Raw genomic sequence first — 22976 nt, forward strand, 5'->3', positions numbered from 1 at the left:
CCTTTCGGCTGTACCCCGTGCGGAACCGGGTACAGCCGCTTCTCTTTCCGAATACGCGAGGTATCACATGGATCTGCCAAAACTGGCCATCGCGGCGCTCGGCGGCACGGTGAGCATGCAAGCCAGGAATGCCGGCGAAGGCGTTATCCCGACCGTCAGCGGCGAGACTCTACTGGCGTCCGTACCGCAATTGACGACGCTTGCCCGGGTGAACGTTGAAACCCTTGGACTGCTTCCCAGCGCTTCACTGGAGTTCGATTTTTTACTGAACGTATTGTCTTGGGCAAAACTTCAAATCACACAAGGCGCCGTGGGTGTCGTGCTGACCCAAGGCACCGACACACTCGAAGAAACGGCGGCGTTTTTCGATTACCTGTGGCCCCACGACACACCTCTGGTGCTGACCGGCGCGATGCGCTCGGCCGCACAGCCAGGGGCCGAGGGGCCGGCGAATCTCCTGGATGCATGCCGCGTCGCGTTGGCCGAGAACAGCCGGCGGCGCGGTGTTCAGGTCGTGATGAACGGGGAGATTCATCAAGCGAGAAGCGTGCGCAAAATCGATTCGCTGGCGTTGCAGGCGTTTGCCTCTCCGATCGTGGGGCCTGCAGGCTTGATGGTGGAAGACCGCGTTCACTATCTGCGCCCGCCGGCTCAGCGTACGGTTTTACCCCTGCCGCACCAGACAACACATAAGGTCGTGATGCTTGAGGCATCCCTCTCGGCCGACACTATGATTCTGGAAAACATCCTTGCACTCGGCTATGACGGGCTGGTGATCGCCGGTTTCGGCGCCGGGCATGTCTCGCAGAGCTGGGTGACAGTGATCGAGCACATCGCCGAAAAAATCCCGGTGATCATTGCGACCCGCACTGGTTCCGGCTCTACCGCGCAAGCCAGTTATGGTTTTAACGGCAGTGAGATGGATCTGATTCGCAAGGGGGCATCGATGGCGGGATTTCTATGTCCGCGTAAAGCCAGGATCCTGCTTTGGCTGCTGCTTGGCTGTCAGCGGCAACATGAGTTATCGCGGTACCTCAAAGACGAAAGCCGCATTCAAAATTGATACATAACCCTGTGGGAGCGAGCCTGCTCGCGATGGCGGCTTAACATTCAGCATTTGCGGTGGCTGATACGCCGCTATCGCGAGCAGGCTCGCTCCTACAGGTTTTCCGCCAGCGGGCTAAGCCTCCCAGCCCGCCCCACTGACCGCCTCTTGCGCCAGTGGGTGCAAGTCCGCGCCCTGATGCGCCGTCTGCCAGGCCAGCAACTCCTTGCGCATACCCGGCGTCCAGTACATCTGCAGATGATTACGCACACCGAGCACCCCCAGTTGCCGGTCCGGCTCGCTGGCGAAGTACTGGGCGATCTGGTTGGCCATCTTGATCAGGTTTTCAGTACTCATCGGCGCACCTCCGCTTTATCGCCACGGGCCTGACGGCGTTCCTTGAGCAAACGGTGCTGTTCGTCGGTGAATTCCTGGAAGCGTTTTTGCCACTCCGAAGGGTGGTACACGCGGCTGACTTCCACGGCGGTGACCTTGTACTCCGGGCAGTTGGTGGCCCAGTCGGAGTTGTCGGTGGTGATCACGTTGGCCCCCGATTCCGGGAAGTGGAAGGTGGTGTACACCACGCCCGGCGCGACCCGTTCGGTGACCCGCGCACGCAGCACGGTCTGCCCGGCGCGACTGCCGATGCCGACCCAGTCGCCTTCGTTGATGCCACGGCTCTCGGCGTCGGTCGGGTGGATTTCCAGGCGGTCTTCATCGTGCCAAGCGACGTTCTCGGTACGCCGGGTCTGGGCGCCGACGTTGTATTGGCTGAGGATGCGCCCGGTGGTCAGCAGCAGCGGATAACGGCTGTTGACCTTCTCCTCGGTGGGCACATAACCGGTGAGCATGAAGCGCCCCTTGCCGCGCACGAACTGCTCGATGTGCATGGTCGGCGTGCCGTCCGGTGCTTCGGCGTTGCACGGCCATTGCAGGCTGCCGTGACGATCCAGCTCGGCGTAGCTGACGTTGGTGAAGGTCGGCGTCAGGCTGGCGATTTCATCCATGATTTCCGATGGATGTTTGTAGTTCATCGGATAGCCCAAGGCGTTGGCCAGGGCCACGGTGCCTTCCCAGTCGGCCTTGCCGCCCAGGGGATCCATGACCTTGCGTACCCGCGAAATACGCCGCTCGGCGTTGGTGAAGGTGCCGTCCTTTTCCAGGAACGAAGCGCCCGGCAGGAACACGTGGGCGAACTTGGCGGTTTCGTTGAGGAAAATGTCCTGCACCACCACGCATTCCATGGCCGACAGCGCCGCGGTGACGTGCTGGGTATTCGGGTCGCTCTGGGCGATGTCTTCGCCCTGGCAGTACAGGCCCTTGAAACTGCCGGCCAGCGCCGACTCGAACATGTTGGGAATGCGCAGGCCCGGATCCGGTTGCAAGGTGACGTTCCACGCCTGTTCGAACTGCGTGCGCACCGTTTCGTTGGAGATGTGCCGATAGCCAGGCAATTCGTGAGGGAAGGAGCCCATATCGCAGGAGCCCTGAACGTTGTTCTGCCCCCGCAGCGGGTTCACGCCCACGCCTTCGCGGCCGATGTTGCCGGTGGCCATGGCCAGGTTGGCGATGCCCATCACCGCGGTACTGCCCTGGCTGTGCTCGGTGACGCCCAGGCCGTAATAGATCGCGGCGTTGCCGCCGGTGGCGTACAGTCGAGCGGCGGCGCGGATGTCGGCAGGGTCTACCCCGCAGACAGGGGCAAGGGCTTCCGGCGAGTTTTCCGCACGGCTGACAAACTCGCTCCAGCGGGCGAAATCGTTACCCTCGCAACGGGCGTCGATGAAGGGCTGGTCTTGCAGGTCTTCGGTGATGATCACATGGGCCAAGGCGTTGAGCATGGCGACGTTGGTGCCGGGGCGCAGGGCCAAATGATATTCGGCGCGGGCGTGCACCGAGTCCACCAGGTCAATGCGCCGTGGGTCGATGACGATCAGCCGCGCGCCTTCACGCAGGCGGCGTTTGAGCTGCGAGGCGAAAACCGGGTGGGCATCGCTGGGGTTGGCGCCCATCACCAGGATCACGTCGGCCTGCATCACCGAGTCGAAACTCTGGGTGCCGGCGGACTCGCCCAGGGTTTGCTTCAGGCCATAACCGGTCGGCGAGTGGCAGACCCGCGCACAGGTGTCGACGTTGTTGTTGCCGAACGCGGCGCGCACCAGTTTTTGCACCAGATAGGTTTCTTCGTTGGTGCAGCGGCTGGAGGTGATGCCACCGATGGAGTCGCGACCGTATTTTTGCTGCAATCGACGGAATTCGCTGGCGGCGTAGGTCACCGCCTCATCCCAGCTGACCTCCTGCCACGGGTCGTTGATGTGCTTGCGGATCATCGGCTTGGTGATGCGATCCGGGTGGGTTGCATAGCCCCAGGCAAAGCGCCCCTTGACGCAGGAGTGGCCGTGGTTGGCCTGGCCGTTCTTGTCCGGAACCATGCGCACCAGTTGGTCGCCTTTCATCTCGGCGCGGAACGAGCAGCCCACGCCGCAATAGGCGCAAGTGGTGATCACGCTGCGTTCCGGCTGGCCCAACTCGACCACGCTTTTTTCCATCAGCGTCGCGGTAGGGCAGGCTTGTACACAGGCGCCGCAGGACACACATTCCGAATCGAGGAAGTTATCCCCGCCGGCAGCGGCCACACGGGATTCAAAACCGCGCCCGGTAATGGTCAGGGCAAAGGTGCCCTGGGTTTCTTCGCAGGCGCGCACGCAGCGGTTGCAGACGATGCACTTGCTCGGGTCGTAGTCGAAGTAGGGGTTGGAGGTGTCTTTCACGTCCTCCAGATGGTTCTCGCCTTCATAGCCGTAACGCACCTCGCGCAGGCCAACCTGGCCGGCGACGGTTTGCAGCTCGCAGTTGCCGTTGGCCGAGCAGGTCAGGCAGTCCAGCGGGTGATCGGAGATGTACAGCTCCATCACGTTGCGGCGCAGGGTCGCGAGCTTCGGCGTCTGGGTGTGCACGCTCATGCCTTCGGTGACCGGCGTGGTGCAGGACGCGGGATAGCCGCGCATGCCGTCGATCTCCACCAGGCACATGCGGCAGGAGCCAAAGGCTTCCAGGCTGTCGGTGGCACAAAGTTTGGGAATAGTGGTGCCCAGCAGCGCCGCGGCGCGCATCACCGAGGTGCCTTCGGGCACGCTGATGCTGCGGCCGTCGATGTTCAGGGTGACTTGCACCTGGCTCTCGCGGGCCGGCGTGCCCAGATCGATATCGGTTTTCGGATCGAATACAGTGATCATTGCTCGGCCTCCGAGGCTTGCAGACCGAAGTCGGCGGGGAAGTACTTGAGGGCACTGGCGACCGGATAGGAGGTCATGCCGCCCAATGCGCACAGCGAACCGTATTGCAGCGTGTCGCACAGGTCCTTGAGGATGATCACCTGCTGATCACGAGCTGCCTGATCTGGCGCGGCCAGCAGACGGTCGATCACCTCCACGCCCCGGGTCGAACCGATGCGGCAGGGGGTGCATTTGCCGCAGGATTCCTCGGCGCAGAACTGCATGGCAAAACGGGCCATGTGGGCCATGTCCAATGTGTCATCCGCCACCACCACACCACCGTGACCGAGCATCGCGCCGATGGCGGCGAAGGCCTCGTAATCCAGCGGCGTATCGAATTGCGAAGGCGGCACCCAAGCACCGAGGGGGCCGCCAACTTGCGCGGCCTTCAGCGGCCGGCCACTGGCGGTACCGCCGCCGTAGTCTTCCACCAGCTCGCGCAGGGTCAGGCCAAAGGCCCGTTCCACCAGACCGCCGTGACGAATATTGCCCGCCAACTGGAAGGGCATGGTGCCCAGGGAACGGCCCATGCCGTAATCACGATAGAACTGCGCACCCTTGGCCAGAATCAGCGGCACCGAGGCCAACGTCAGCACGTTGTGCACCAGCGTCGGCTGGCCGAACAGGCCTTGCAACGCGGGGATCGGCGGCTTGGCGCGGACGATCCCACGCTTGCCTTCCAGAGAGTCCAGCAACGCGGTTTCTTCACCGCAGATGTAGGCGCCGGCACCGACGCGCACTTCCATATCGAAGGCCTGGCCGCTGCCGCCGACATTGGCGCCCAGATAACCTGCTTCACGTGCGATGTTCAGCGCCTGGCGCAGAGTGGCCACGGAGTCTGGATATTCCGAGCGAACATAGATGTAGCCGAAGGTGGCGCCGACGGTAATGCCGGCAATGGCCATGCCTTCGATCAGCAAAAAGGGGTCGCCTTCCATCAACATGCGGTCGGCGAAAGTGCCGGAGTCGCCTTCGTCGGCGTTGCACACAATGTACTTCTGCGCGGCCTGGGTGCCACGCACCGTGCGCCATTTGATCCCGGCGGGGAAGGCCGCGCCGCCACGGCCACGCAAGCCGGAATCGAACACCGCCGTCGCGGTCTGCTCGCCACCCATGGCGACGGCCCTTGTCAGGCCTTCGAAACCGCCGTGTGCGCGGTAGTCGTCCAGCGACAACGGCCGGGTAATACCGGCGCGGGCGAACAGCAGGCGTTGTTGGGATTTGAGATAAGGCAGCTCTTCCACCAGGCCCAGAGCCAGGGGATGGCTGGCGTCTTTTTGCAGCGCATCGAGCACTGACGGCACATCGTCTGCGGTCAACGGGCCAAAACCGATCCGACCTTGCGGGCTGTCCACTTCCAGCAGCGGCTCCAACCAGTACAAGCCGCGCGAGCTCGTGCGTTGAAGCTCCAGCGGCAGATTAAGTGCTTTGGCCTGAGTGATCAGCGCGGTGGATACCTCATCGGCCCCCACGGCACGGGCAATAGAATCACAAGGCAGATACAGAGTCGGCATCACGCGTCCTCCCGGCAAGCATCGAGCAACGCGTCCAGGCGCTCGGCACTGAGCCGCGCATGCACCCGACCATCCAGCTCCAGGGCCGGCGAACAGGCACAGGCCCCCAGGCAATAAACGGGGCGCAAACTGATGCTGCCATCGGCGCTGCTGCCGTGATCATCCAGTTGCAGCCGCTCACGCAACTGCGCGGCCAACTGCTCGGCCCCACGGCTCTGGCACGACTCGGCGCGGCACAACCGCAGAATATGGCGGGCCGGCGGCGAGGTACGAAAGTCATGGTAAAAACTGATCACCCCGCGAACCTCCGCCTGACTCAGATTGAGGGCATGGGCAATCTCGGGTACGGCCGCATCGGGGATGTAACCAATGCGTTCCTGAATATCATGAAGAATCGGCAACAGGGCGCCGGGAGTGCCCTTATGGCGCTCCAACAGGGTGTTGACCACAGGCAGGTGCAACTCAACATCAGGCATTCAGCAATCCTCACGGTCACGGACAAACCAGAAGGTCGTCGGTCGTCCGAAAGTGTCGGCTGCGGCACTCACACCACGTCACGGTATCGTGGCATTTTCAGGCCGTTGGCCAGGGCACCCTGAGCGGGCATCTTGTGCGCCCGGCACGGTCTTCGCCGCACCTCGACTGGGCATAAAGGGCAGCTTGCCACGCGGCTGTTGATGGAACTGCACCAAAGCGACGTGCTCGGTTCTGCCTACGACTATGCATTAAGTCTAGATGAGTGCCGCAAGGGGCGTTCATCCACTGGCCTAATGCCAGAAGGGCTTGTCGATGGGGGATGTATAGCAAGCATTGAAGGTGGGAAGAAGCATCAGAACTGTGGGTAATTCTACGGAGCAGATGGGCTGATCTATTCCGCTACAAACTGGAAGCCTTTCACTCTGTCCCAAATACAAAAAAGCCCCGAAAATCTCGTGGCCAACCCAAAATCCCAACCACCACACAGCCCCCCCTGTGGGAGCCAGCCTGCTGGCGATAACGCCAGCCCAACCACCACTAATGCTGAATCAGCCGCCATGACCTGCCGCAGAGGAGATGATGGGGCGAAGGATGTTTCGTTTTGAATGTCCATTTTTTGAACTTTTTTACGAGTTAAGCACGAATGGGTATTTTCTCTATCTCCATTTTTGTCGCCTTTTTCTGCATGACTTGTGGGATATTTCCTGATTTTCTCGGCCATCTTGAGTTTCCTCTCTGTCCACGTACTTTGCGTTAAGCCACTCAATCCGAGTCGGCTTATCGATCGTTAACAGTGGTGCGCTATCTGGGGCGCCAGCAGAGAGGGAGATCAGCAATGGCACAAGGACATTTCATTCGCCTGGGTGACAAGACCACTTGCGGTGGCCAGGTTTTGGAGGCCGACACACGGGTCATGATGTTTGGCATCGCCCATGCTCGGGAAGGCGACCGCGTTTCCTGCGGCAAAAACGACGAAACCTACACCATCGTGGGAGGCGTCTCCTACATCAACAGTCATGGCAGGATCGTGGCGGGCTCGCTGGACAGCTTCAGCACTTGCCCGTGCAGAGCCAGGTTGATCCCCTCGGTGTTTACCGCCACTTATGAGTCGCGCAGCAGCGCCGCGCCCCAGCCCGCAAGGGCCGCGCCCCAACCGACCACACCTCTCGCCAGCAATCCGGCAGCACCACGTTCAGCCGGTTTCGCGTCTGCGTCGAACACTCCCAAGCCAGTGCCCCTGGGCAGCGCAGCAACCCAGGAACCAGGCTTCTACGTCGTCCCCAAGAGCACCACCCGCGAACAGCTTGAAGTCTCCTTATTCACCCTCCGTGACCCGGCGGTGATGGGCAAATTCAAGCTGCTCAATCCCAACCTGCGCGATGTGAAAGCCGGTTCGATGATCGTGCTGGGCGACCCCAACAACTACCAGTGCACCCGTGAAGAAGCCCTGCTCATGGACGTGGCAGCCAAGACCAACCAGATCATTGAAACGCTCAGTCCCGAAGAAGCGGATTTCATGGTGCAGCACCGTGATGCCATCCAGACTTTCCTGGGCCATGGCTCGATCGCAATCGGCGTTGGCGCGAGTGTTCTCAAAAACAATCTGGATAACGTCAGCGACACCCTGAAAAAAATCGAAACGTTGCATCAGCATTCATTCCTGCGCGATGGTCACCTGAGCACACCGACGTTTCTGGCAGAGCGCCAAAAGCTGCTCGCTCAACTCGATATCCACCTGACAAGCCTGACGCGCAAAGGTATCGGCTTCCCCGACCACCCCAATTTGAATCGTGCCATGTTCCTCTCGCCTCCCACTCTGGTTCACCGCTGGACGGAAGCCGGCGGGGTAGGGCGGATGCCGGGATATGCCACTCATCTGGAGGGGGTGGCCAGGGCTTCCAAATACCTCAAATACGGTGGTTGGGTCGGCACTGCGGTCGGAGGAGGTGCGTCGGCCATGAAGGTGCAGGATGTATGTACGGCAGGGAATACTGAGGCTTGCGAACGGGTTAAATTCACTGAGGCGGGAAGTTTTGCTGGCGGGGTCGGCGGTGGCGCCGCTGTTGGTGGCCTGTTATCCGCCCCTATTGTCGGTGGGCTTTGTATTGGAATGGGAGTAGTAGGGGCGTTGGTGTGCGGTGTCGCCGTAGTTGGGGTCGGTTCTTATGCTGGCAGCCATTATGGTGCGAAGGGCGGTGAGTTTATGGGGGAGGTTATCTATGAGTCTACGAAATGACGGACGCTGAATTGGTTGTCGGTAGTTTATGCGGCGTAATGCTCGTCGGATTGTACATTTGGATTGGGATTACCCTATATCTTGGCTACACCAAAGGCGAAGAGATGTCGGCGTATTTCAAAAGAAGCTCTTCGCTTATAACGCTATATACAAACAAGCATAAGGGCCCATTTGGAAAACTTCAGTTGGTAGGTGGCATAGCCGGTGTTGTCACCTTCCCTCGCTTTTTTATAAAGCGCGGAATAGCCAGTGCTGAAGATGTCGAGAACTTTCCACTTCCATTTAGGCGCAAATTAATTATTTTGCAATGGAGTGTAATAGGGTTGCTCACCACTTTGGTGTTCCTGGTTTCATTGTGGGAGTCAGGAGTGCTCAAGTAATGTGGCTGTGGATCTATGTTGTGTCTGATCGGTGGCTGGCTGGCTTAAGGCTAGCCAGCTACCGAGAACTAAACTGCAAGCTCAGAAATTTAGGTATGTTGATTTGTATTGGCAATAGGACGCTTGGCTGTAGGGTTTGCCCTCGGCAAGACGGGTGAAAAAAACTGGCGAAATAATTTACGAGACCCTGAAATGAGCGTGAGTGTCGCGCAAAAGATATTTCTGTGTATCAGCATAATTGGTTTTAGCGGTCTTCTCATTTTCCTTTGTGTGGCGTTGCATTTGGCCTACACCAAAATGGATATGATGCTGGATCACTTGAAAAACTGCCCATCTATTATGGTTAGGGCTCAATTTAAGAATGGGGGTGCTTGGGGAAGGCTGTTCGTTCTGGCTGCAATGATGGGCGTTATGACTATGCCTAATGTGTATCTTCGCGATGGCGGAGCCAGTGCTAAGGACCTGCAAAGCTTTCTTGGGAACCTCAGACGCAAACTAATTGTTTTGCATTGGAGTGGGGCATTTTTTATTGTTCTATTGCTTGGGCTTTTTGTAGTTAGCGCACTTGGCTTCGTTTAACAATGTTTGGAGTGAAGTTCACTGCGGAAAATGGAGTAGGAGAAAGGGGGCAATTGGAAAAATGGGCAGATTGTCCGTACACCGTATGAGAATAGATCCAATTTTGCGGTCGTCCCCTTTTTGCCCTCTCGACTCTGAAGATAAGGAATGATCATGAAACTCATAGAGTGGGCTGACCTCAAGGTCCTCTACAAGTACAGTCGAAAACAACCTAACAAACTATTGTTCAAACGCGAAAATGCTCGCAGGTTATGGCCCATGTGGACGACTGCAGCTTCAACGATACTGCTCGTTGTGTTCGCCGGCTTGGGCATCAAGAACCCGGCACTGATTCCCTACGCCTACATAGCCCTCCTTCCTTGGGCACTCGCGCTCTACTTCACTCGCCTCAAAGCGCTTCGCATCGTTTATCCGCGACAGTTCGCCGAACATGCCATCGACCGTCAGTCCTCACTGGGAAAGGAAAATATCCTTTGCTATGCCTTTTTTCTGGAGGCGCTACGCAATGAGGGCTACACGGTCGCGAAGCTCCGGGAGTTATCGGCCTATGCGGACCTGACAGGCAAACCGGCACGCCCAGCGCTGTCGCAGAACCTGGGTTTTGCCTCGCTCATTGCCTTTATGATTGCCCTTTGCGCCGAGGTCATCAAAGCTACAACATTCTTTACGTTGGGCAAGGGCTGGGTATTTGTGATGCTGTGCATCGTCGCGCTTTTCATCTATGGGATGGTTTTGGACGGCATTCACAGCACGGCCTATGAGAGGGGGTGGGTAAAACGCTATCTAGACATGGCAGTCTGTGACCTGGAGGAGTCTATTCAGGGAACCCCGCGGGACAGTGCCGAGGTACTCGCGCGGCATACCCGGTCTGCCGTAGTCACAACTTCATCTGCGTAAGCCAACCCCACCAAAATCATTACTCCCTAATGAACTGTTTAGGTTGTTCATCAGGGGTTAAGGAATTTTCATGAGGGAAACACGGAGTCGGAAGGGAAAAGGGGACGGATTTATTATTGGATGAACACATGGCGACCAGCTTTGGCCCTGCTACGGGCATTCCCGTTTTTAGGTCGCACGCAGTCATTCATTGAATCTCTTTCAGGTAATCCTTGAGCGCAACAAGCGGGGCATCAAGCTGCACCATCGTCTGAGTGCTGGCAAATTCCCCCGCCAACCTCCGCAACTCCCGCCCCAACGGCTTATCCACACCCCCAACAGCCTCCAACGCCAACCCCACGCACTCACCCACCTTCACCTGAATCCCCTCAACATCCCCCCGCCGCACCAGCAACTCAAACACATCCCGCTGGTAATCCCCCATCACCAAATCATCCCGCAAAATCGGGCTTGAACCTTCCGACTCGTAAGCCAGCTTGAGGGAGAAGAGGGCGACGGTTTCCAGGTGCGATTCCATGGGGGGAGTCCTTGTGAAATGTTCCGGCGGTGCGGGTGGTGTGGAGGAGGAGGGTCAAAAGCTTCGCCGGCAAGCCGACTCCTACAGGTCGGCGGCGTACCGGTCACTTTTTGACAGGCGAAAAAAAAGGCCTTGCTAAGCAAGACCTTTCTTAATTTTGGTGCCCCGAGGGAGACTCGAACTCCCACTCCTTTCGAAAACGGATTTTGAATCCGCCGCGTCTACCAATTCCGCCATCAGGGCAATGGCCGCGGAGTATAGAGATGAGATAACCGTCGGTCAATCAGGTACATGGAGAATTTTTGATATTTCCGCTAGACTTCCCGGCCCTGCTAGACGAACCCCATCATGCGCGTTGCTGACTTTACTTTCGAGCTTCCTGATTCGCTGATCGCCCGCCACCCTTTGGCCGAGCGTCGCGGTAGTCGCCTGTTGACCCTGGATGGGGTCAGCGGCGCCCTGGCACACCGTCAATTCACTGATTTGCTGGAGCATTTGCGCCCTGGCGATTTGATGGTGTTCAACAATACCCGGGTGATCCCGGCGCGGCTGTTTGGCCAGAAGGCTTCCGGCGGCAAGCTGGAAATCCTGGTGGAGCGGGTGCTGGACAGTCATCGCGTGCTGGCCCATGTGCGTTCCAGCAAGTCGCCCAAGCCTGGGTCGAAGATTTTGATCGACGGCGGTGGCGAGGCTGAGATGCTGGCGCGCCACGATGCGTTGTTCGAGCTGGGCTTTGCCGAAGAGGTGTTGCCGCTGCTCGACCGCGTTGGGCACATGCCGCTGCCTCCTTATATAGACCGCCCGGACGAAGGCGCGGACCGCGAGCGTTACCAGACCGTCTACGCCGAGCGTTTGGGCGCGGTGGCGGCGCCGACGGCGGGGCTGCATTTCGATCAGGTGCTGATGGAGGCGATTGCCGCCAAGGGCGTCGAGACGGCGTTCGTGACCTTGCACGTGGGTGCTGGCACGTTCCAGCCGGTGCGGGTCGAGAAGATCGAAGACCACCACATGCACAGCGAATGGCTGGAAGTCGGCCAGGACGTGGTGGATGCGGTTGCCGCCTGTCGTGCGCGCGGCGGTCGTGTGGTGGCGGTGGGGACCACCAGTGTGCGTTCCCTGGAAAGCGCTGCCCGCGATGGCGTGCTCAAGCCGTTCAGCGGCGACACCGACATTTTCATCTACCCGGGCCGGCCGTTTCATGTGGTCGATGCCCTGGTCACCAATTTCCATTTGCCTGAATCCACGTTGTTGATGCTGGTCTCGGCGTTTGCCGGTTATCCGGAAACCATGGCCGCCTATAAGGCCGCCGTCGACAACGAATACCGCTTTTTCAGCTACGGTGATGCGATGTTTATCACCCGTAACCCCGCACCACGTGGCCCTGAGGACAAAGAATGAGTCGCCAATGTCGTATGTCGTTTGAGTTACTTGCTACTGACGGCAAGGCTCGTCGCGGTCGTTTGACCTTCCCGCGCGGTACCGTCGAGACCCCGGCTTTCATGCCGGTGGGCACCTACGGCACGGTCAAGGGCATGTTGCCGCGGGATATCGAGGCCACTGGCGCTGAAATCATTCTGGGCAACACCTTCCACCTGTGGCTGCGCCCGGGCATGGAAGTGATCAAGAAGCACGGCGACCTGCACGATTTCATGCAGTGGAAAGGCCCGATTTTGACCGACTCCGGTGGTTTCCAGGTGTTCAGCCTGGGCGCCATGCGCAAGATCAAGGAGGAGGGCGTGACTTTCGCCTCCCCGGTCGACGGCGCCAAGGTGTTCATGGGCCCGGAAGAGTCGATGCAGGTCCAGCGCGACCTGGGCTCGGACATCGTGATGATTTTCGACGAATGCACGCCGTACCCGGCCGACGAAGACGTCGCTCGCGTGTCCATGGAGTTGTCGCTGCGTTGGGCCCAGCGCTCGAAAAACGCCCATGCCGACAACACGGCGGCGCTGTTCGGTATCGTTCAGGGCGGCATGCACCAGGATTTGCGCATGCGCTCCCTGGAAGGCCTCGACAAGATCGGCTTCGACGGCCTGGCCATCGGCGGTCTGTCGGTGGGCGAGCCCAAGCATGAAATGATCAAGGTGCTGGATTATCTGCCAGCCCAGATGCCGGCTGACAAACCTCGTTACCTTATGGGCGTTGGCAAACCGGAAGATCTGGTGGAGGGTGTGCGCCGCGGTGTGGACATGTTCGATTGCGTGATGCCAACCCGTAATGCCCGCAATGGGCATCTGTTCATCGATACCGGCGTGATCAAGATCCGTAACGCGTTCCATCGCCATGATGATTCGCCGCTGGATCCGACCTGCGATTGCTATACCTGCCAGAACTTCTCCCGCGCTTATCTGCATCACCTGGACAAGTGCGGCGAAATGCTGGGGAGCATGCTCAATACCATCCATAACTTGCGTCATTATCAAGTGCTTATGGCTGGTTTGCGCGAGGCTATTCAACAGGGTACATTGGCCGCCTTTGTCGATGCCTTCTACGCCAAACGCGGGCTACCCGTTCCGCCTTTGGACTGAGTTTTCTGACCCCAAGATTCAACATTTGCAACTGGAGTGCTAAATGAGCTTTTTTATCTCTAATGCCATGGCAGACGCTGCAGCACCTGCTGCAGCCCCGATGGGCGGCGGCTTTGAGTGGATTTTCCTGGTCGGCTTCCTGGTCATCTTCTACCTGATGATCTGGCGTCCACAGGCCAAGCGCGCCAAAGAGCAGAAAAACCTGCTGAGCAGCCTGCAGAAAGGCGACGAAGTCGTGACCACCGGCGGCATCGCCGGCAAGATCACCAAAGTGGCCGACGATTTCGTGGTCCTGGAAGTTTCCGACACCGTCGAAATGAAGTTCCAGAAGGGCGCCATCGCCGCCACGCTGCCAAAAGGCACGCTCAAAGCGATCTAAGTTTCAACTTCTACTCAATCGACGGGGCGCGCAAGGCGCCCCGCGTCATAAGCGGGCGGCGTGATGCTGAACAAATACCCTCTGTGGAAATACATTCTGATCCTGGCGGTGCTGGCGATCGGTCTGATTTATTCCGCTCCCAATCTTTATCCTGATGACCCGGCCATTCAGGTCAGCGGTGCAAGCACTGCACTGCAGGTCAATCAGGCTGATCTGGACCGTGTGAGCGCTGCGCTCAAGGAATCCGGGATCAACGTCAAGGCTGCCACCCTGGCTGCCAACGGCAAGGGCGGCTTGATTCGCCTGACCAAGGCTGAAGACCAGCTGCCGGCCAAAGACGTCGTGCGCAAGGCATTGGGTGATGACTACGTCGTTGCACTGAACCTGGCGCAAACCACCCCGCAATGGCTGCGCAGCCTGGGCGCGCACCCGATGAAGCTGGGCCTGGACTTGTCCGGTGGTGTGCACTTCCTGCTGGAAGTGGACATGGACAAAGCCCTGGACGCACGCTTGAAAGTGTACGAAGGCGATGTAAAGAGCCTGTTGCGTAAAGAGAAACTGCGCTATCGCAGCCTGCCGCAACTTAACGGCGCCATTCAGCTGGGTTTCAGTGATGAAGCGTCCCGCGAACAGGCCCGTACGATCATCCGCAAGAACTTCAACGATTTCGACATTGTTCCGGCCGACCTCAATGGCCAACCGGTGCTGCGTCTGGCGATGACCCCGGCCAAGCTGGCGGAAATCCGCGAATACTCCATCAAGCAGAACTTGACCACGGTACGTAACCGCGTCAACGAGCTGGGTGTTGCCGAACCTATCGTCCAACGTCAGGGCGCCAACCGCATCGTGGTTGAGCTGCCGGGCGTGCAGGACACCGCCGAAGCCAAGCGTATCCTCGGCAAGACGGCCAACCTGGAATTCCGCCTGGCGGCTGAGCCGGGTGCTTCGAAAGCCACTTCCGAGTCCTTCGAGTTCCGTGAGGGCAAGCGTCCTCCTGCGCTGATCGAGCGTGGCCTGATCATCACCGGTGACCAGGTGACTGACGCCAAGGCTGGTTTCGGCGAGCACGGTACGCCTGAAGTGAACATCCGCCTGGATGGTCATGGTGGCGAGCTGATGAGCCGCGCGACCCGTTCGAACGTCGGCCGCAGCATGGCGGTGATCTTCATTGAGCAGCGTCCAGTCACCACTTACACCAAGCAAGTGGTTGATGGCGTCGAGAAAGACGTGGCGGTGCAGTCGTTCAAGGAAGAGAAGAAAATCATCAGCCTGGCGACCATCCAGTCGCCGCTGGGTGCGCAATTCCGTATCACCGGCCTCAACGGCCAGGGCGAGTCGTCCGAACTGGCGCTGCTGCTGCGTGCCGGTGGCCTGGCTGCACCGATGTACTTTGCTGAAGAACGCACTATCGGCCCGAGCCTGGGTGCGGACAACATCACCAAGGGTATCGATGCTTCGTTGTGGGGCATGCTGTTCGTCTCGCTGTTCATCATCGCCATCTACCGCTTCTTCGGCATCATCGCCACCGTCGCACTGGCGGTGAACATGGTGATGCTGCTGGCCCTGATGTCGCTGCTGGGGGCAACGCTGACCCTGCCGGGTATCGCCGGTATCGTGTTGACGATGGGCATGGCGGTCGACGCCAACGTGCTGATCTTCTCGCGGATTCGTGAAGAGATCGCCGCCGGCATGACCGTGCAGCGCGCAATCAACGAAGGCTTCGGCCGGGCATTCACCGCGATTCTCGACGCCAACCTGACCACGTTGCTGGTCGGCGGCATCCTGTTTGCCATGGGCACCGGCCCGGTCAAGGGCTTCGCAGTGACCATGTCCCTCGGGATCTTTACCTCGATGTTCACGGCCATCATGGTGACCCGCGCGATGGTCAACCTGATCTTCGGCGGACGTGACTTCAAGAAGTTGTGGATTTAAGGGGCTGCCATGTTACGTACAATCAACTTCATGGGCGTTCGCAACTTTGCGTTCGGCGTCACATTGTTCCTTACCGTGCTGGCCTTGTTCAGCGTCGCCACCAAGGGCATGAACTGGGGCCTGGACTTCACCGGCGGTACGCTCATCGAGCTGACCTACGAGCGTCCGGCCGATGTCACCAAGGTGCGTGAGCAACTGGTTACCGCCGGTTATCACGAAGCCATCGTGCAGAACTTCGGTGCTACTACCGATCTGCTGGTGCGTATGCCTGGTGAAGACCCGCAACTGGGTCACCAGGTGGCTGAAGCGCTGCAGAAAGTCGGCGGCGAAAACCCGGCGACGGTCAAGCGCGTCGAGTTCGTCGGCCCGCAGGTGGGTGAAGAACTGCGCGACCAGGGCGGCCTCGGCATGCTGATGGCGCTGGGCGGCATCCTGATCTACCTGGCGTTCCGCTTTCAGTGGAAGTTTGCGGTCGGTGCGATCGTTTCCCTGATCCACGACGTGATCGTGACCATCGGTATCCTGTCGTTCTTCCAGATCACCTTCGACCTGACGGTGCTGGCGGCGGTGCTGGCGATCATCGGTTACTCGCTCAACGACACCATCGTGGTATTCGACCGGGTTCGTGAGAACTTCCGTGTACTGCGCAAGGCCAGCCTGATCGAGAACATCAACATCTCGACCACGCAAACCCTGCTGCGCACCATGGCCACCTCGATCTCCACCTTGCTGGCGATCGCGGCCCTGTTGTTCTTCGGTGGCGACAACCTGTTCGGCTTCTCCATCGCCCTGTTCATCGGTGTTCTGGCGGGTACCTACTCGTCGATCTACATCGCCAACGTGGTGCTGATCTGGCTGAACCTGAGCTCCGAAGACCTGATTCCTGCGGCCAACACCGAGAAGGAAGTCGACGACCGTCCTTGAAGGAGGCTTCCCTCAGCGATGTAGTCAAAAAAGGCGCGAGTTGAACTCGCGCCTTTTTTTATGCTCCAAGGCTAGGAGAAGCGCGGTTAATCCCGCCTGTGATGGTAAGGAGGTTCATGTGAACAAGTCGATGCTGGTTGGTGCTGTACTGGGTGCTGTCGGTGTGACTGCCGGCGGTGCTGTGGCCACCTACAGCCTGGTTAAAGATAACGGCCCTGAGTATGCGCAAGTGCTCGCCGTTGAACCGATCAAGACACAAATCAAGACTCCACGTGAAGTGTGCAAGGATGTAGCGGTCACCCGGCAAGCGCCGGTCAAAGATCAACACCAGATCGCCGGTACCGTGGTAGGTGCGCTGGCGGGTGGTTTGCTGGGTAACCAGATTGGCGGCGGCACCGGCAAGAAGATTGCCACGGTTGCAGGCGCTGTCGGTGGTGGTTATGCCGGTAACAAGGTTCAGGAAGGCATGCAGGAGCGTGACACCTACACCACGACCCAGACCCGTTGTAATACGGTGAATGACATCAGTGACAAGGTGGTCGGTTACGACGTGCGTTATTCGCTGGATGGCAAGGAAGGCAAGGTGCGGATGGATCGCGATCCGGGGAACCAGATCCCTGTGGATAAAGAGGGCAAGTTGATCTTGACGGAGAATCAGCAGGCGCATTGATCCGCTGAAGCCAGATTCAAAAAGAAGCACCCTGCGGGGTGCTTTTTTGTGCGCACGATTCAAGCGTCACCGCAAACCCCTTGTAGGAGTGAGCCTGCTCGCGATAGCGGTCTTTCATTCAAAATAAATGCTGGCTGATACACCGCTATCGCGAGCAGGCTCACTCCTACAGGGGGCTGCGGTGAATTCCAGGCATAAAAAAAGCACCTCGAAGGGTGCTTTTTCTGTCGCTTGGGGGCTTAGCGCTTCAGCGAGGCTGGCAGGTGCGGCTGGATGGCCGTCAGGACTGCCTTGAAGCACTTGGTGTTGCCGGCAACGACGTGGCCTTTTTCAAGGAAGTCGTGACCGCCGGTGAAGTCGCTCACCAGGCCGCCAGCTTCCTGGATCAGCAGGGCGCCTGCCGCCATGTCCCACTCGGACAGGCCCGACTCCCAGAAGGCGTCGAAACGGCCGGCAGCCACGTAGGCCAGGTCCAGGCTCGCCGAGCCAGCGCGGCGGATGCCGGCAGTCTGGCCCACCAGGGCGCGGAACATGCCCAGGTAGTTGTCGAGGTTGTCCATCTGGTCGTCACGGAACGGGAAGCCGGTACCCAGCAGGGCGCCGTCCAGGCTGGTGCGACCGCTGACGCGCAGGCGACGACCGTTCAGTTGGGCGCCGCGACCACGGCTGGCGGTGAATTCTTCCTGGCGAACCGGGTCCAGGACAACAGCGTGTTCCAGGCGACCGCGGTATTTGCAGGCGATGCTGACAGCAAAGTGAGGAATGCCGCGCAGGAAGTTGGTGGTGCCGTCCAGCGGATCGATGATCCACAGGTACTCTTCGCCTTCGATGCCGGAACCGGCGTGCATGCCGGTCTCTTCACCCAGGATCGAGTGGTTCGGGTACGCCTTGCGCAGCGCGTCGATGATTTTCTGTTCAGCGGCGCGGTCCACCTCGGATACGTAATCCTTGGCGTCTTTTTCGTCGACCTTGATGGTATCCAGGCGCTCGATGGAGCGGAAGATCAATTCACTGGCGCTGCGGGCGGCGCGCAGCGCGATATTCAGCATGGGCTGCATGGATGTGTCACCTAAGGTTGTTAAAGAAAGCCGGGCATTCTATCAGAAAGTTTCTACAGGAGAAGGACGACGTTCGCTTTCATGGCTTAACGGTAGTGAGCGCTGTAAGATTCTGCTCCCGATAATGTGTTCGAGAGCGCCTCCCTTGCTGCAAAACATTCGTGTCGTCCTGGTCAATACCAGCCATCCGGGCAATATCGGCGGGACCGCGCGCGCCATGAAAAACATGGGGCTGTCGCGCCTGGTGCTGGTCGAACCACGCCTGTTCCCGCACCACGAGGCCGATGCCCGTGCTTCCGGTGCCGGTGACATCCTTGAAAAGGCGCAAGTCGTCGCCACCTTGGAAGATGCCCTGGTCGGTTGCAATCTGGTGCTGGGCACCAGTGCCCGCGACCGGCGCATTCCCTGGCCACTGCTGGATCCGCGCGAATGCGGGACCAAAGTGGTCGAGGAAGCCGGGCAGGGCGCCGAGATCGCCCTGGTGTTCGGTCGTGAAGATTCCGGCCTGACCAATGACGAGCTGCAGCGATGTCACTATCACGTGCACATTCCATCAGACCCTGAGTTCAGTTCGCTGAACCTTGGGGCGGCGGTGCAGGTGTTGAGTTATGAAGTGCGCATGGCCTGGCTGGCCGCCCAAGGCCAGCCAACCAAGGTCGAGAAGGAAGAAGTGGCGTCGGTCAAAAGCGCTGAGCTGGCGACCATGGATGAGCTGGAGCGATTCTATGAGCACCTGGAACAGACCCTGGTGGCCATCGAATTCCTCGACCCGGAAAAGCCACGGCACTTGATGGCGCGCCTGCGCCGGTTGTACGGACGCAGCTCGGTCAGCCGGGCGGAAATGAATATTTTGCGTGGCATCCTCACGGAAACCCAGAAAGCGGCCCGTGGTGAGCTTCTTAAGCGGAAGGATTAATGATGTTTGAGCGTTTGCGTGAAGATATCCAGAGCGTATTCCATCGAGACCCGGCGGCGCGTAACGCTTTTGAAGTCCTGACCTGCTACCCCGGCATGCATGCCATCTGGATTCACCGTTTGTCGGCAATGCTATGGCGCGCGGACCTGAAGTGGCTGGCGCGGCTGGTGTCGAACTTCGGTCGCTGGTTGACCGGGATCGAGATCCATCCGGGGGCCAAGGTCGGTCGGCGTTTCTTCATTGACCATGGCATGGGCATCGTCATTGGTGAAACGGCTGAAATCGGCGACGACGTGACCATTTACCAGGGTGTGACCCTGGGCGGCACCAGCTGGAACAAGGGCAAGCGTCACCCGACCCTGGGTGATGGCGTGGTGGTCGGGGCGGGAGCGAAGGTGCTCGGTCCGTTCACTGTTGGCGCCGGCGCCAAGGTGGGCTCCAATGCCGTTGTGACCAAGGAAGTGCCACCGGGCGCCACTGTGGTGGGCATCCCGGGGCGGATCATCGTCAAGCCTGACCAGGAACTGGACGCCAAGCGCAAGGCCATGGCCGAGAAAATCGGCTTCGATGCCTATGGTGTGACGGAAGACATGCCGGACCCGGTGGCGCGTGCCATCAACCAGTTGCTCGACCACCTGCAGGCGGTCGATGGGCGCCTGGAGGGGGTGTGCGGGGCGTTGAAGGATCTGGGCAGTAATTACTGTGCCAAGGACCTGCCTGAGCTGCGCGAAGAAGACTTCGCCTGTGTGAAGGACAAGGACCAAAGCCAGGCCAGCTAGACCGAGTCGACTTCATCGCGGGCAAGCCCGCTCCCACAGGGATTTTCGGTATCCACACAATTTGTGCTTCACCCGAAACCTTGTGGGAGCGGGCTTGCCCGCGATGAACGATAACTCGGTACTGCTGGCTGTTTGGCCCCAGCCTTTGCTATGATGCGGCCGCTCTTTTGCGGGTAAACCTGACTAAAGTACTAGGTCTTATAGTTGACTTAAATACTCGGGAATTGCATACTCGCCTCATTCCGAACTCCGTGGTAATTGTCCATGCGACTGACTACAAAAGGCCGATACGCCGTGACCGCCATGCTCGACCTGGCGTTGCACGCGCAGCACGGGCCCGTGTCCCTGGCCGATATCTCCGAGCGCCAAGGCATCTCCCTGTCCTACCTCGAGCAGCTGTTTGCCAAATTGCGCCGCAGCAATCTGGTCTCCAGCGTTCGCGGTCCAGGCGGTGGCTACCAGCTGTCACGCGACATGCAAGGTATCCAGGTCGCCCAGGTGATCGATGCGGTGAACGAATCGGTCGATGCAACCAAATGCCAGGGCCAGGGTGATTGCCATCAAGGTGACACCTGCCTGACCCACCACTTGTGGTGCGATCTGAGCCTGCAGATTCACGAATTTCTGAGCGGTATCAGCTTGGCTGACCTTGTGACTCGCCGTGAGGTGCAAGAAGTAGCCCAGCGTCAGGATCAACGCCGTTGCAACAGCAAGGCGCCACGCCTGGACAAGATTGAAGCGTCCGCCGTCGAATGACAGCCAGAGAGCTAGCGGCACGCCAGCCAGCCTGATTTAGGAGATAGTCCATGAAATTGCCGATTTACCTTGATTACTCTGCGACTACCCCGGTTGATCCGCGTGTCGCGCAAAAGATGAGTGAATGCCTGCTGGTCGACGGAAACTTCGGTAACCCGGCGTCCCGTTCCCACGTGTTTGGCTGGAAAGCCGAAGAATCCGTCGAAAACGCCCGTCGTCAGGTGGCCGACCTGGTCAACGCCGACCCGCGCGAAATCGTCTGGACTTCCGGTGCCACCGAATCCGACAACCTGGCAATCAAGGGTGCGGCACATTTCTATGCCACCAAAGGCAAGCACCTGATCACCACCAAGATCGAGCACAAGGCTGTCCTGGACACCATGCGCCAACTGGAGCGTGAAGGTTTCGAAGTGACCTACATCGAGCCTCGCACCGACGGCCTGGTTACGCCTGAGATGATCGAAGCCGAACTGCGCGACGACACCATCCTTGTGTCGGTGATGCACGTGAACAACGAAATCGGCACCATCAACGACATCGCAGCGATCGGCGAACTGCTCCGTTCCAAGGGCATCCTGTTCCACGTCGACGCCGCCCAGTCCACTGGCAAGGTCGAAATCGACCTGCAGAAGCTGAAAGTCGACATGATGTCGTTCTCCGCCCACAAGACCTACGGTCCTAAAGGCATCGGCGCCCTGTACGTCAGCCGCAAGCCGCGTGTTCGCATCGAAGCGACCATGCACGGCGGCGGTCACGAGCGCGGCATGCGTTCGGGCACCCTGGCGACCCACCAGATCGTCGGCATGGGCGAAGCGTTCCGTGTGGCCAAGGAAGACATGGCTGCCGAGAACGTGCGTATCAAGGCCTTGAGCGACCGTTTCTACAAGCAGGTCGAGCACCTGGAAGAGTTGTACGTCAACGGCAGCCTGACTGCCCGCGTACCGCACAACCTGAACCTGAGCTTCAACTACGTTGAAGGCGAGTCGCTGATCATGGCGCTCAAGGACCTGGCGGTTTCGTCCGGTTCGGCCTGCACCTCGGCGTCGCTTGAGCCTTCGTACGTACTGCGCGCCCTGGGCCGCAACGACGAACTGGCACACAGCTCGATCCGCTTCACCTTCGGCCGTTTCACCACCGAAGAAGAAATCGATTATGCCGCGCAGAAAGTCTGCGAGGCCGTTACCAAGCTGCGCGCTTTGTCGCCGCTGTGGGACATGTACAAAGACGGCGTCGATATCTCGAAGATCGAGTGGGCGGCACACTAAACAAAGAAGCCGCCGGATACAGCTCCTGTAGCGACGCGGCGACTGACGCAAGCGCAGCTACAGGGTCTCAAGAGCGGCCCTGATGAGTGAGGATTGAGAATCATGGCTTACAGCGAAAAGGTCATCGACCACTACGAAAACCCGCGCAACGTCGGCAAGATGGACGCGGAAGATCCTGATGTCGGCACCGGCATGGTCGGCGCTCCGGCGTGCGGCGACGTGATGCGCCTGCAGATCAAGGTCAACGACGCCGGCATTATCGAAGATGCCAAGTTCAAGACCTACGGCTGCGGTTCGGCGATCGCCTCCAGCTCCCTCGCCACCGAGTGGATGAAGGGCAAGACCCTGGACGAAGCGGAAACCATCAAGAACACCCAGCTGGCTGAAGAGCTGGCCCTGCCGCCAGTGAAAATTCACTGCTCGGTACTCGCCGAAGACGCCATCAAGGCGGCTGTTCGCGATTACAAGCAGAAGAAAGGCTTGATCTGACTTTCAGTTTTTGGCGACGAGTAAGGAGTCACCGATGGCTATCAGCATGACAGAAGCGGCTGCTCGACACGTGCGACGCTCCCTTGACGGGCGCGGCAAAGGTGAGGGGATTCGCCTGGGTGTTCGCACCACGGGCTGCTCCGGCCTTGCCTACGTGCTGGAGTTTGTCGACGAGGTGGTTGCAGAGGACCAGGTGTTCGAGAGTCACGGCGAGAAAGTGATCATCGACCCGAAAAGCCTGGCCTACCTGGACGGCACCGAGCTCGATTTCGTCAAGGAAGGGTTGAACGAAGGCTTTAAGTTCAACAACCCCAACGTACGCGGTGAATGTGGCTGCGGCGAAAGCTTCAACATCTGAGG

The 22976-nt window shown here is 59.2% G+C and carries 24 protein-coding genes and 1 tRNA gene; 17 read left to right on the forward strand and 8 right to left on the reverse strand.

The annotated features are described in order from the left end of the window. The first annotated feature begins 67 nt into the window (after nucleotides 1-67). Nucleotides 68-1063 carry an asparaginase gene (locus HFK74_RS25125; RefSeq protein ID WP_180205837.1) on the forward strand — a complete coding sequence of 332 codons (996 nt, stop codon included), beginning with the start codon at nucleotides 68-70 and terminating at the stop codon, nucleotides 1061-1063. Nucleotides 1064-1180: 117 nt separating this feature from the next. On the opposite strand, the gene HFK74_RS25130 is transcribed toward HFK74_RS25125, so the two are convergent. From HFK74_RS25130 to HFK74_RS25150, 5 genes are all read right to left on the reverse strand, one after another. After that, on the reverse strand, nucleotides 1181-1402 hold the full coding sequence (locus tag HFK74_RS25130; RefSeq protein ID WP_008057665.1) for a formate dehydrogenase subunit delta: 222 nt from the start codon (nucleotides 1400-1402) through the stop codon (nucleotides 1181-1183). Beyond that, nucleotides 1399-4281: a formate dehydrogenase subunit alpha gene (gene fdhF / locus HFK74_RS25135; protein WP_180205838.1), complete on the reverse strand. Its 2883-nt coding sequence runs from the start codon at nucleotides 4279-4281 to the stop codon at nucleotides 1399-1401. Before fdhF ends, HFK74_RS25130 begins: the two co-directional genes overlap by 4 nt. Beyond that, nucleotides 4278-5834, reverse strand: coding sequence for an NADH-quinone oxidoreductase subunit NuoF (locus HFK74_RS25140; RefSeq protein ID WP_180205839.1), 1557 nt, complete (start codon nucleotides 5832-5834; stop codon nucleotides 4278-4280). Before HFK74_RS25140 ends, fdhF begins: the two co-directional genes overlap by 4 nt. Next, nucleotides 5834-6310 carry a formate dehydrogenase subunit gamma gene (locus tag HFK74_RS25145; protein ID WP_180205840.1) on the reverse strand — a complete coding sequence of 159 codons (477 nt, stop codon included), beginning with the start codon at nucleotides 6308-6310 and terminating at the stop codon, nucleotides 5834-5836. The genes HFK74_RS25140 and HFK74_RS25145 overlap by 1 nt, the downstream gene beginning before the upstream one ends. A 392-nt stretch (nucleotides 6311-6702) precedes the next feature. Beyond that, complete coding sequence (locus HFK74_RS25150; RefSeq protein ID WP_180205841.1) at nucleotides 6703-7032, reverse strand: hypothetical protein; 330 nt, start codon at nucleotides 7030-7032, stop codon at nucleotides 6703-6705. Between the two features lie 114 nt (nucleotides 7033-7146). On the opposite strand from HFK74_RS25150, the gene HFK74_RS25155 reads away from it, so the two are divergent. The 4 genes from HFK74_RS25155 to HFK74_RS25170 all read left to right on the forward strand — a co-directional run bounded on the left by HFK74_RS25155 (nucleotide 7147) and on the right by HFK74_RS25170 (nucleotide 10403). Continuing rightward, the gene (locus tag HFK74_RS25155) at nucleotides 7147-8547 is read left to right on the forward strand and encodes a PAAR domain-containing protein (RefSeq protein ID WP_180205842.1); all 1401 of its coding nucleotides are present in this window, start codon (nucleotides 7147-7149) and stop codon (nucleotides 8545-8547) included. Next, a complete protein-coding gene (locus HFK74_RS25160; protein WP_180205843.1) occupies nucleotides 8544-8927 on the forward strand; it encodes a hypothetical protein in 384 nt (127 codons plus the stop codon). The genes HFK74_RS25155 and HFK74_RS25160 overlap by 4 nt, the downstream gene beginning before the upstream one ends. A 192-nt stretch (nucleotides 8928-9119) precedes the next feature. Then, nucleotides 9120-9506, forward strand: a complete 387-nt coding sequence (locus HFK74_RS25165) for a hypothetical protein (RefSeq protein ID WP_180205901.1) — start codon at nucleotides 9120-9122, stop codon at nucleotides 9504-9506. Nucleotides 9507-9659: 153 nt separating this feature from the next. After that, nucleotides 9660-10403: a hypothetical protein gene (locus HFK74_RS25170; RefSeq protein WP_257230420.1), complete on the forward strand. Its 744-nt coding sequence runs from the start codon at nucleotides 9660-9662 to the stop codon at nucleotides 10401-10403. A 187-nt stretch (nucleotides 10404-10590) separates the two neighbouring features. Here the strand turns inward: HFK74_RS25170 and HFK74_RS25175 are convergent, their stop codons facing one another. Then, on the reverse strand, nucleotides 10591-10920 hold the full coding sequence (locus HFK74_RS25175) for a hypothetical protein (protein ID WP_180205844.1): 330 nt from the start codon (nucleotides 10918-10920) through the stop codon (nucleotides 10591-10593). 158 nt (nucleotides 10921-11078) lie between these two features. Beyond that, nucleotides 11079-11163: transfer RNA gene (locus HFK74_RS25180), tRNA-Leu, on the reverse strand. Nucleotides 11164-11268: 105 nt separating this feature from the next. On the opposite strand from HFK74_RS25180, the gene queA reads away from it, so the two are divergent. From queA to HFK74_RS25210, 6 genes are all read left to right on the forward strand, one after another. Beyond that, entirely contained in the window at nucleotides 11269-12318 is a 1050-nt protein-coding gene (gene queA, locus HFK74_RS25185) for a tRNA preQ1(34) S-adenosylmethionine ribosyltransferase-isomerase QueA (protein WP_008020244.1), read from the forward strand. A 14-nt stretch (nucleotides 12319-12332) separates the two neighbouring features. Next, nucleotides 12333-13448, forward strand: coding sequence for a tRNA guanosine(34) transglycosylase Tgt (gene tgt, locus HFK74_RS25190; RefSeq protein WP_162135911.1), 1116 nt, complete (start codon nucleotides 12333-12335; stop codon nucleotides 13446-13448). A 43-nt stretch (nucleotides 13449-13491) separates the two neighbouring features. Continuing rightward, nucleotides 13492-13827 carry a preprotein translocase subunit YajC gene (gene yajC, locus HFK74_RS25195; protein WP_007956696.1) on the forward strand — a complete coding sequence of 112 codons (336 nt, stop codon included), beginning with the start codon at nucleotides 13492-13494 and terminating at the stop codon, nucleotides 13825-13827. Nucleotides 13828-13890: 63 nt separating this feature from the next. Continuing rightward, nucleotides 13891-15759, forward strand: coding sequence for a protein translocase subunit SecD (secD, locus tag HFK74_RS25200; RefSeq protein ID WP_180205845.1), 1869 nt, complete (start codon nucleotides 13891-13893; stop codon nucleotides 15757-15759). Between the two features lie 9 nt (nucleotides 15760-15768). Further along, nucleotides 15769-16683 (forward strand): protein translocase subunit SecF, encoded by a 915-nt coding sequence (gene secF / locus HFK74_RS25205; protein ID WP_180205846.1) that lies wholly within the window; start codon nucleotides 15769-15771, stop codon nucleotides 16681-16683. Nucleotides 16684-16801: 118 nt separating this feature from the next. After that, nucleotides 16802-17353, forward strand: coding sequence for a glycine zipper 2TM domain-containing protein (locus tag HFK74_RS25210; protein ID WP_180205847.1), 552 nt, complete (start codon nucleotides 16802-16804; stop codon nucleotides 17351-17353). A 239-nt stretch (nucleotides 17354-17592) separates the two neighbouring features. Here the strand turns inward: HFK74_RS25210 and suhB are convergent, their stop codons facing one another. Then, the gene (gene suhB, locus HFK74_RS25215) at nucleotides 17593-18411 is read right to left on the reverse strand and encodes an inositol-phosphate phosphatase (protein WP_008057724.1); all 819 of its coding nucleotides are present in this window, start codon (nucleotides 18409-18411) and stop codon (nucleotides 17593-17595) included. Nucleotides 18412-18556: 145 nt separating this feature from the next. On the opposite strand from suhB, the gene trmJ reads away from it, so the two are divergent. The 6 genes from trmJ (at nucleotide 18557) to iscA (ending at nucleotide 22974) form a co-directional block, all read left to right on the forward strand. Beyond that, the gene (gene trmJ, locus HFK74_RS25220; RefSeq protein ID WP_008057726.1) at nucleotides 18557-19327 is read left to right on the forward strand and encodes a tRNA (cytosine(32)/uridine(32)-2'-O)-methyltransferase TrmJ; all 771 of its coding nucleotides are present in this window, start codon (nucleotides 18557-18559) and stop codon (nucleotides 19325-19327) included. A gap of 2 nt (nucleotides 19328-19329) precedes the next feature. Further along, the gene (cysE, locus tag HFK74_RS25225; RefSeq protein ID WP_180205848.1) at nucleotides 19330-20106 is read left to right on the forward strand and encodes a serine O-acetyltransferase; all 777 of its coding nucleotides are present in this window, start codon (nucleotides 19330-19332) and stop codon (nucleotides 20104-20106) included. A gap of 264 nt (nucleotides 20107-20370) precedes the next feature. Continuing rightward, nucleotides 20371-20862 carry a Fe-S cluster assembly transcriptional regulator IscR gene (gene iscR, locus HFK74_RS25230; protein ID WP_007903581.1) on the forward strand — a complete coding sequence of 164 codons (492 nt, stop codon included), beginning with the start codon at nucleotides 20371-20373 and terminating at the stop codon, nucleotides 20860-20862. 50 nt (nucleotides 20863-20912) lie between these two features. After that, nucleotides 20913-22127: an IscS subfamily cysteine desulfurase gene (locus tag HFK74_RS25235; protein ID WP_008057730.1), complete on the forward strand. Its 1215-nt coding sequence runs from the start codon at nucleotides 20913-20915 to the stop codon at nucleotides 22125-22127. Nucleotides 22128-22229: 102 nt separating this feature from the next. Then, nucleotides 22230-22616, forward strand: coding sequence for a Fe-S cluster assembly scaffold IscU (gene iscU, locus HFK74_RS25240; protein WP_007974006.1), 387 nt, complete (start codon nucleotides 22230-22232; stop codon nucleotides 22614-22616). A gap of 34 nt (nucleotides 22617-22650) precedes the next feature. Next, a complete protein-coding gene (gene iscA / locus HFK74_RS25245) occupies nucleotides 22651-22974 on the forward strand; it encodes an iron-sulfur cluster assembly protein IscA (RefSeq protein ID WP_003227904.1) in 324 nt (107 codons plus the stop codon). The last annotated feature ends 2 nt before the right edge of the window (nucleotides 22975-22976 follow it).

The sequence above is a fragment of the Pseudomonas sp. SbOxS1 genome (assembly GCF_013416725.1).
GTDB lineage: Bacteria > Pseudomonadota > Gammaproteobacteria > Pseudomonadales > Pseudomonadaceae > Aquipseudomonas.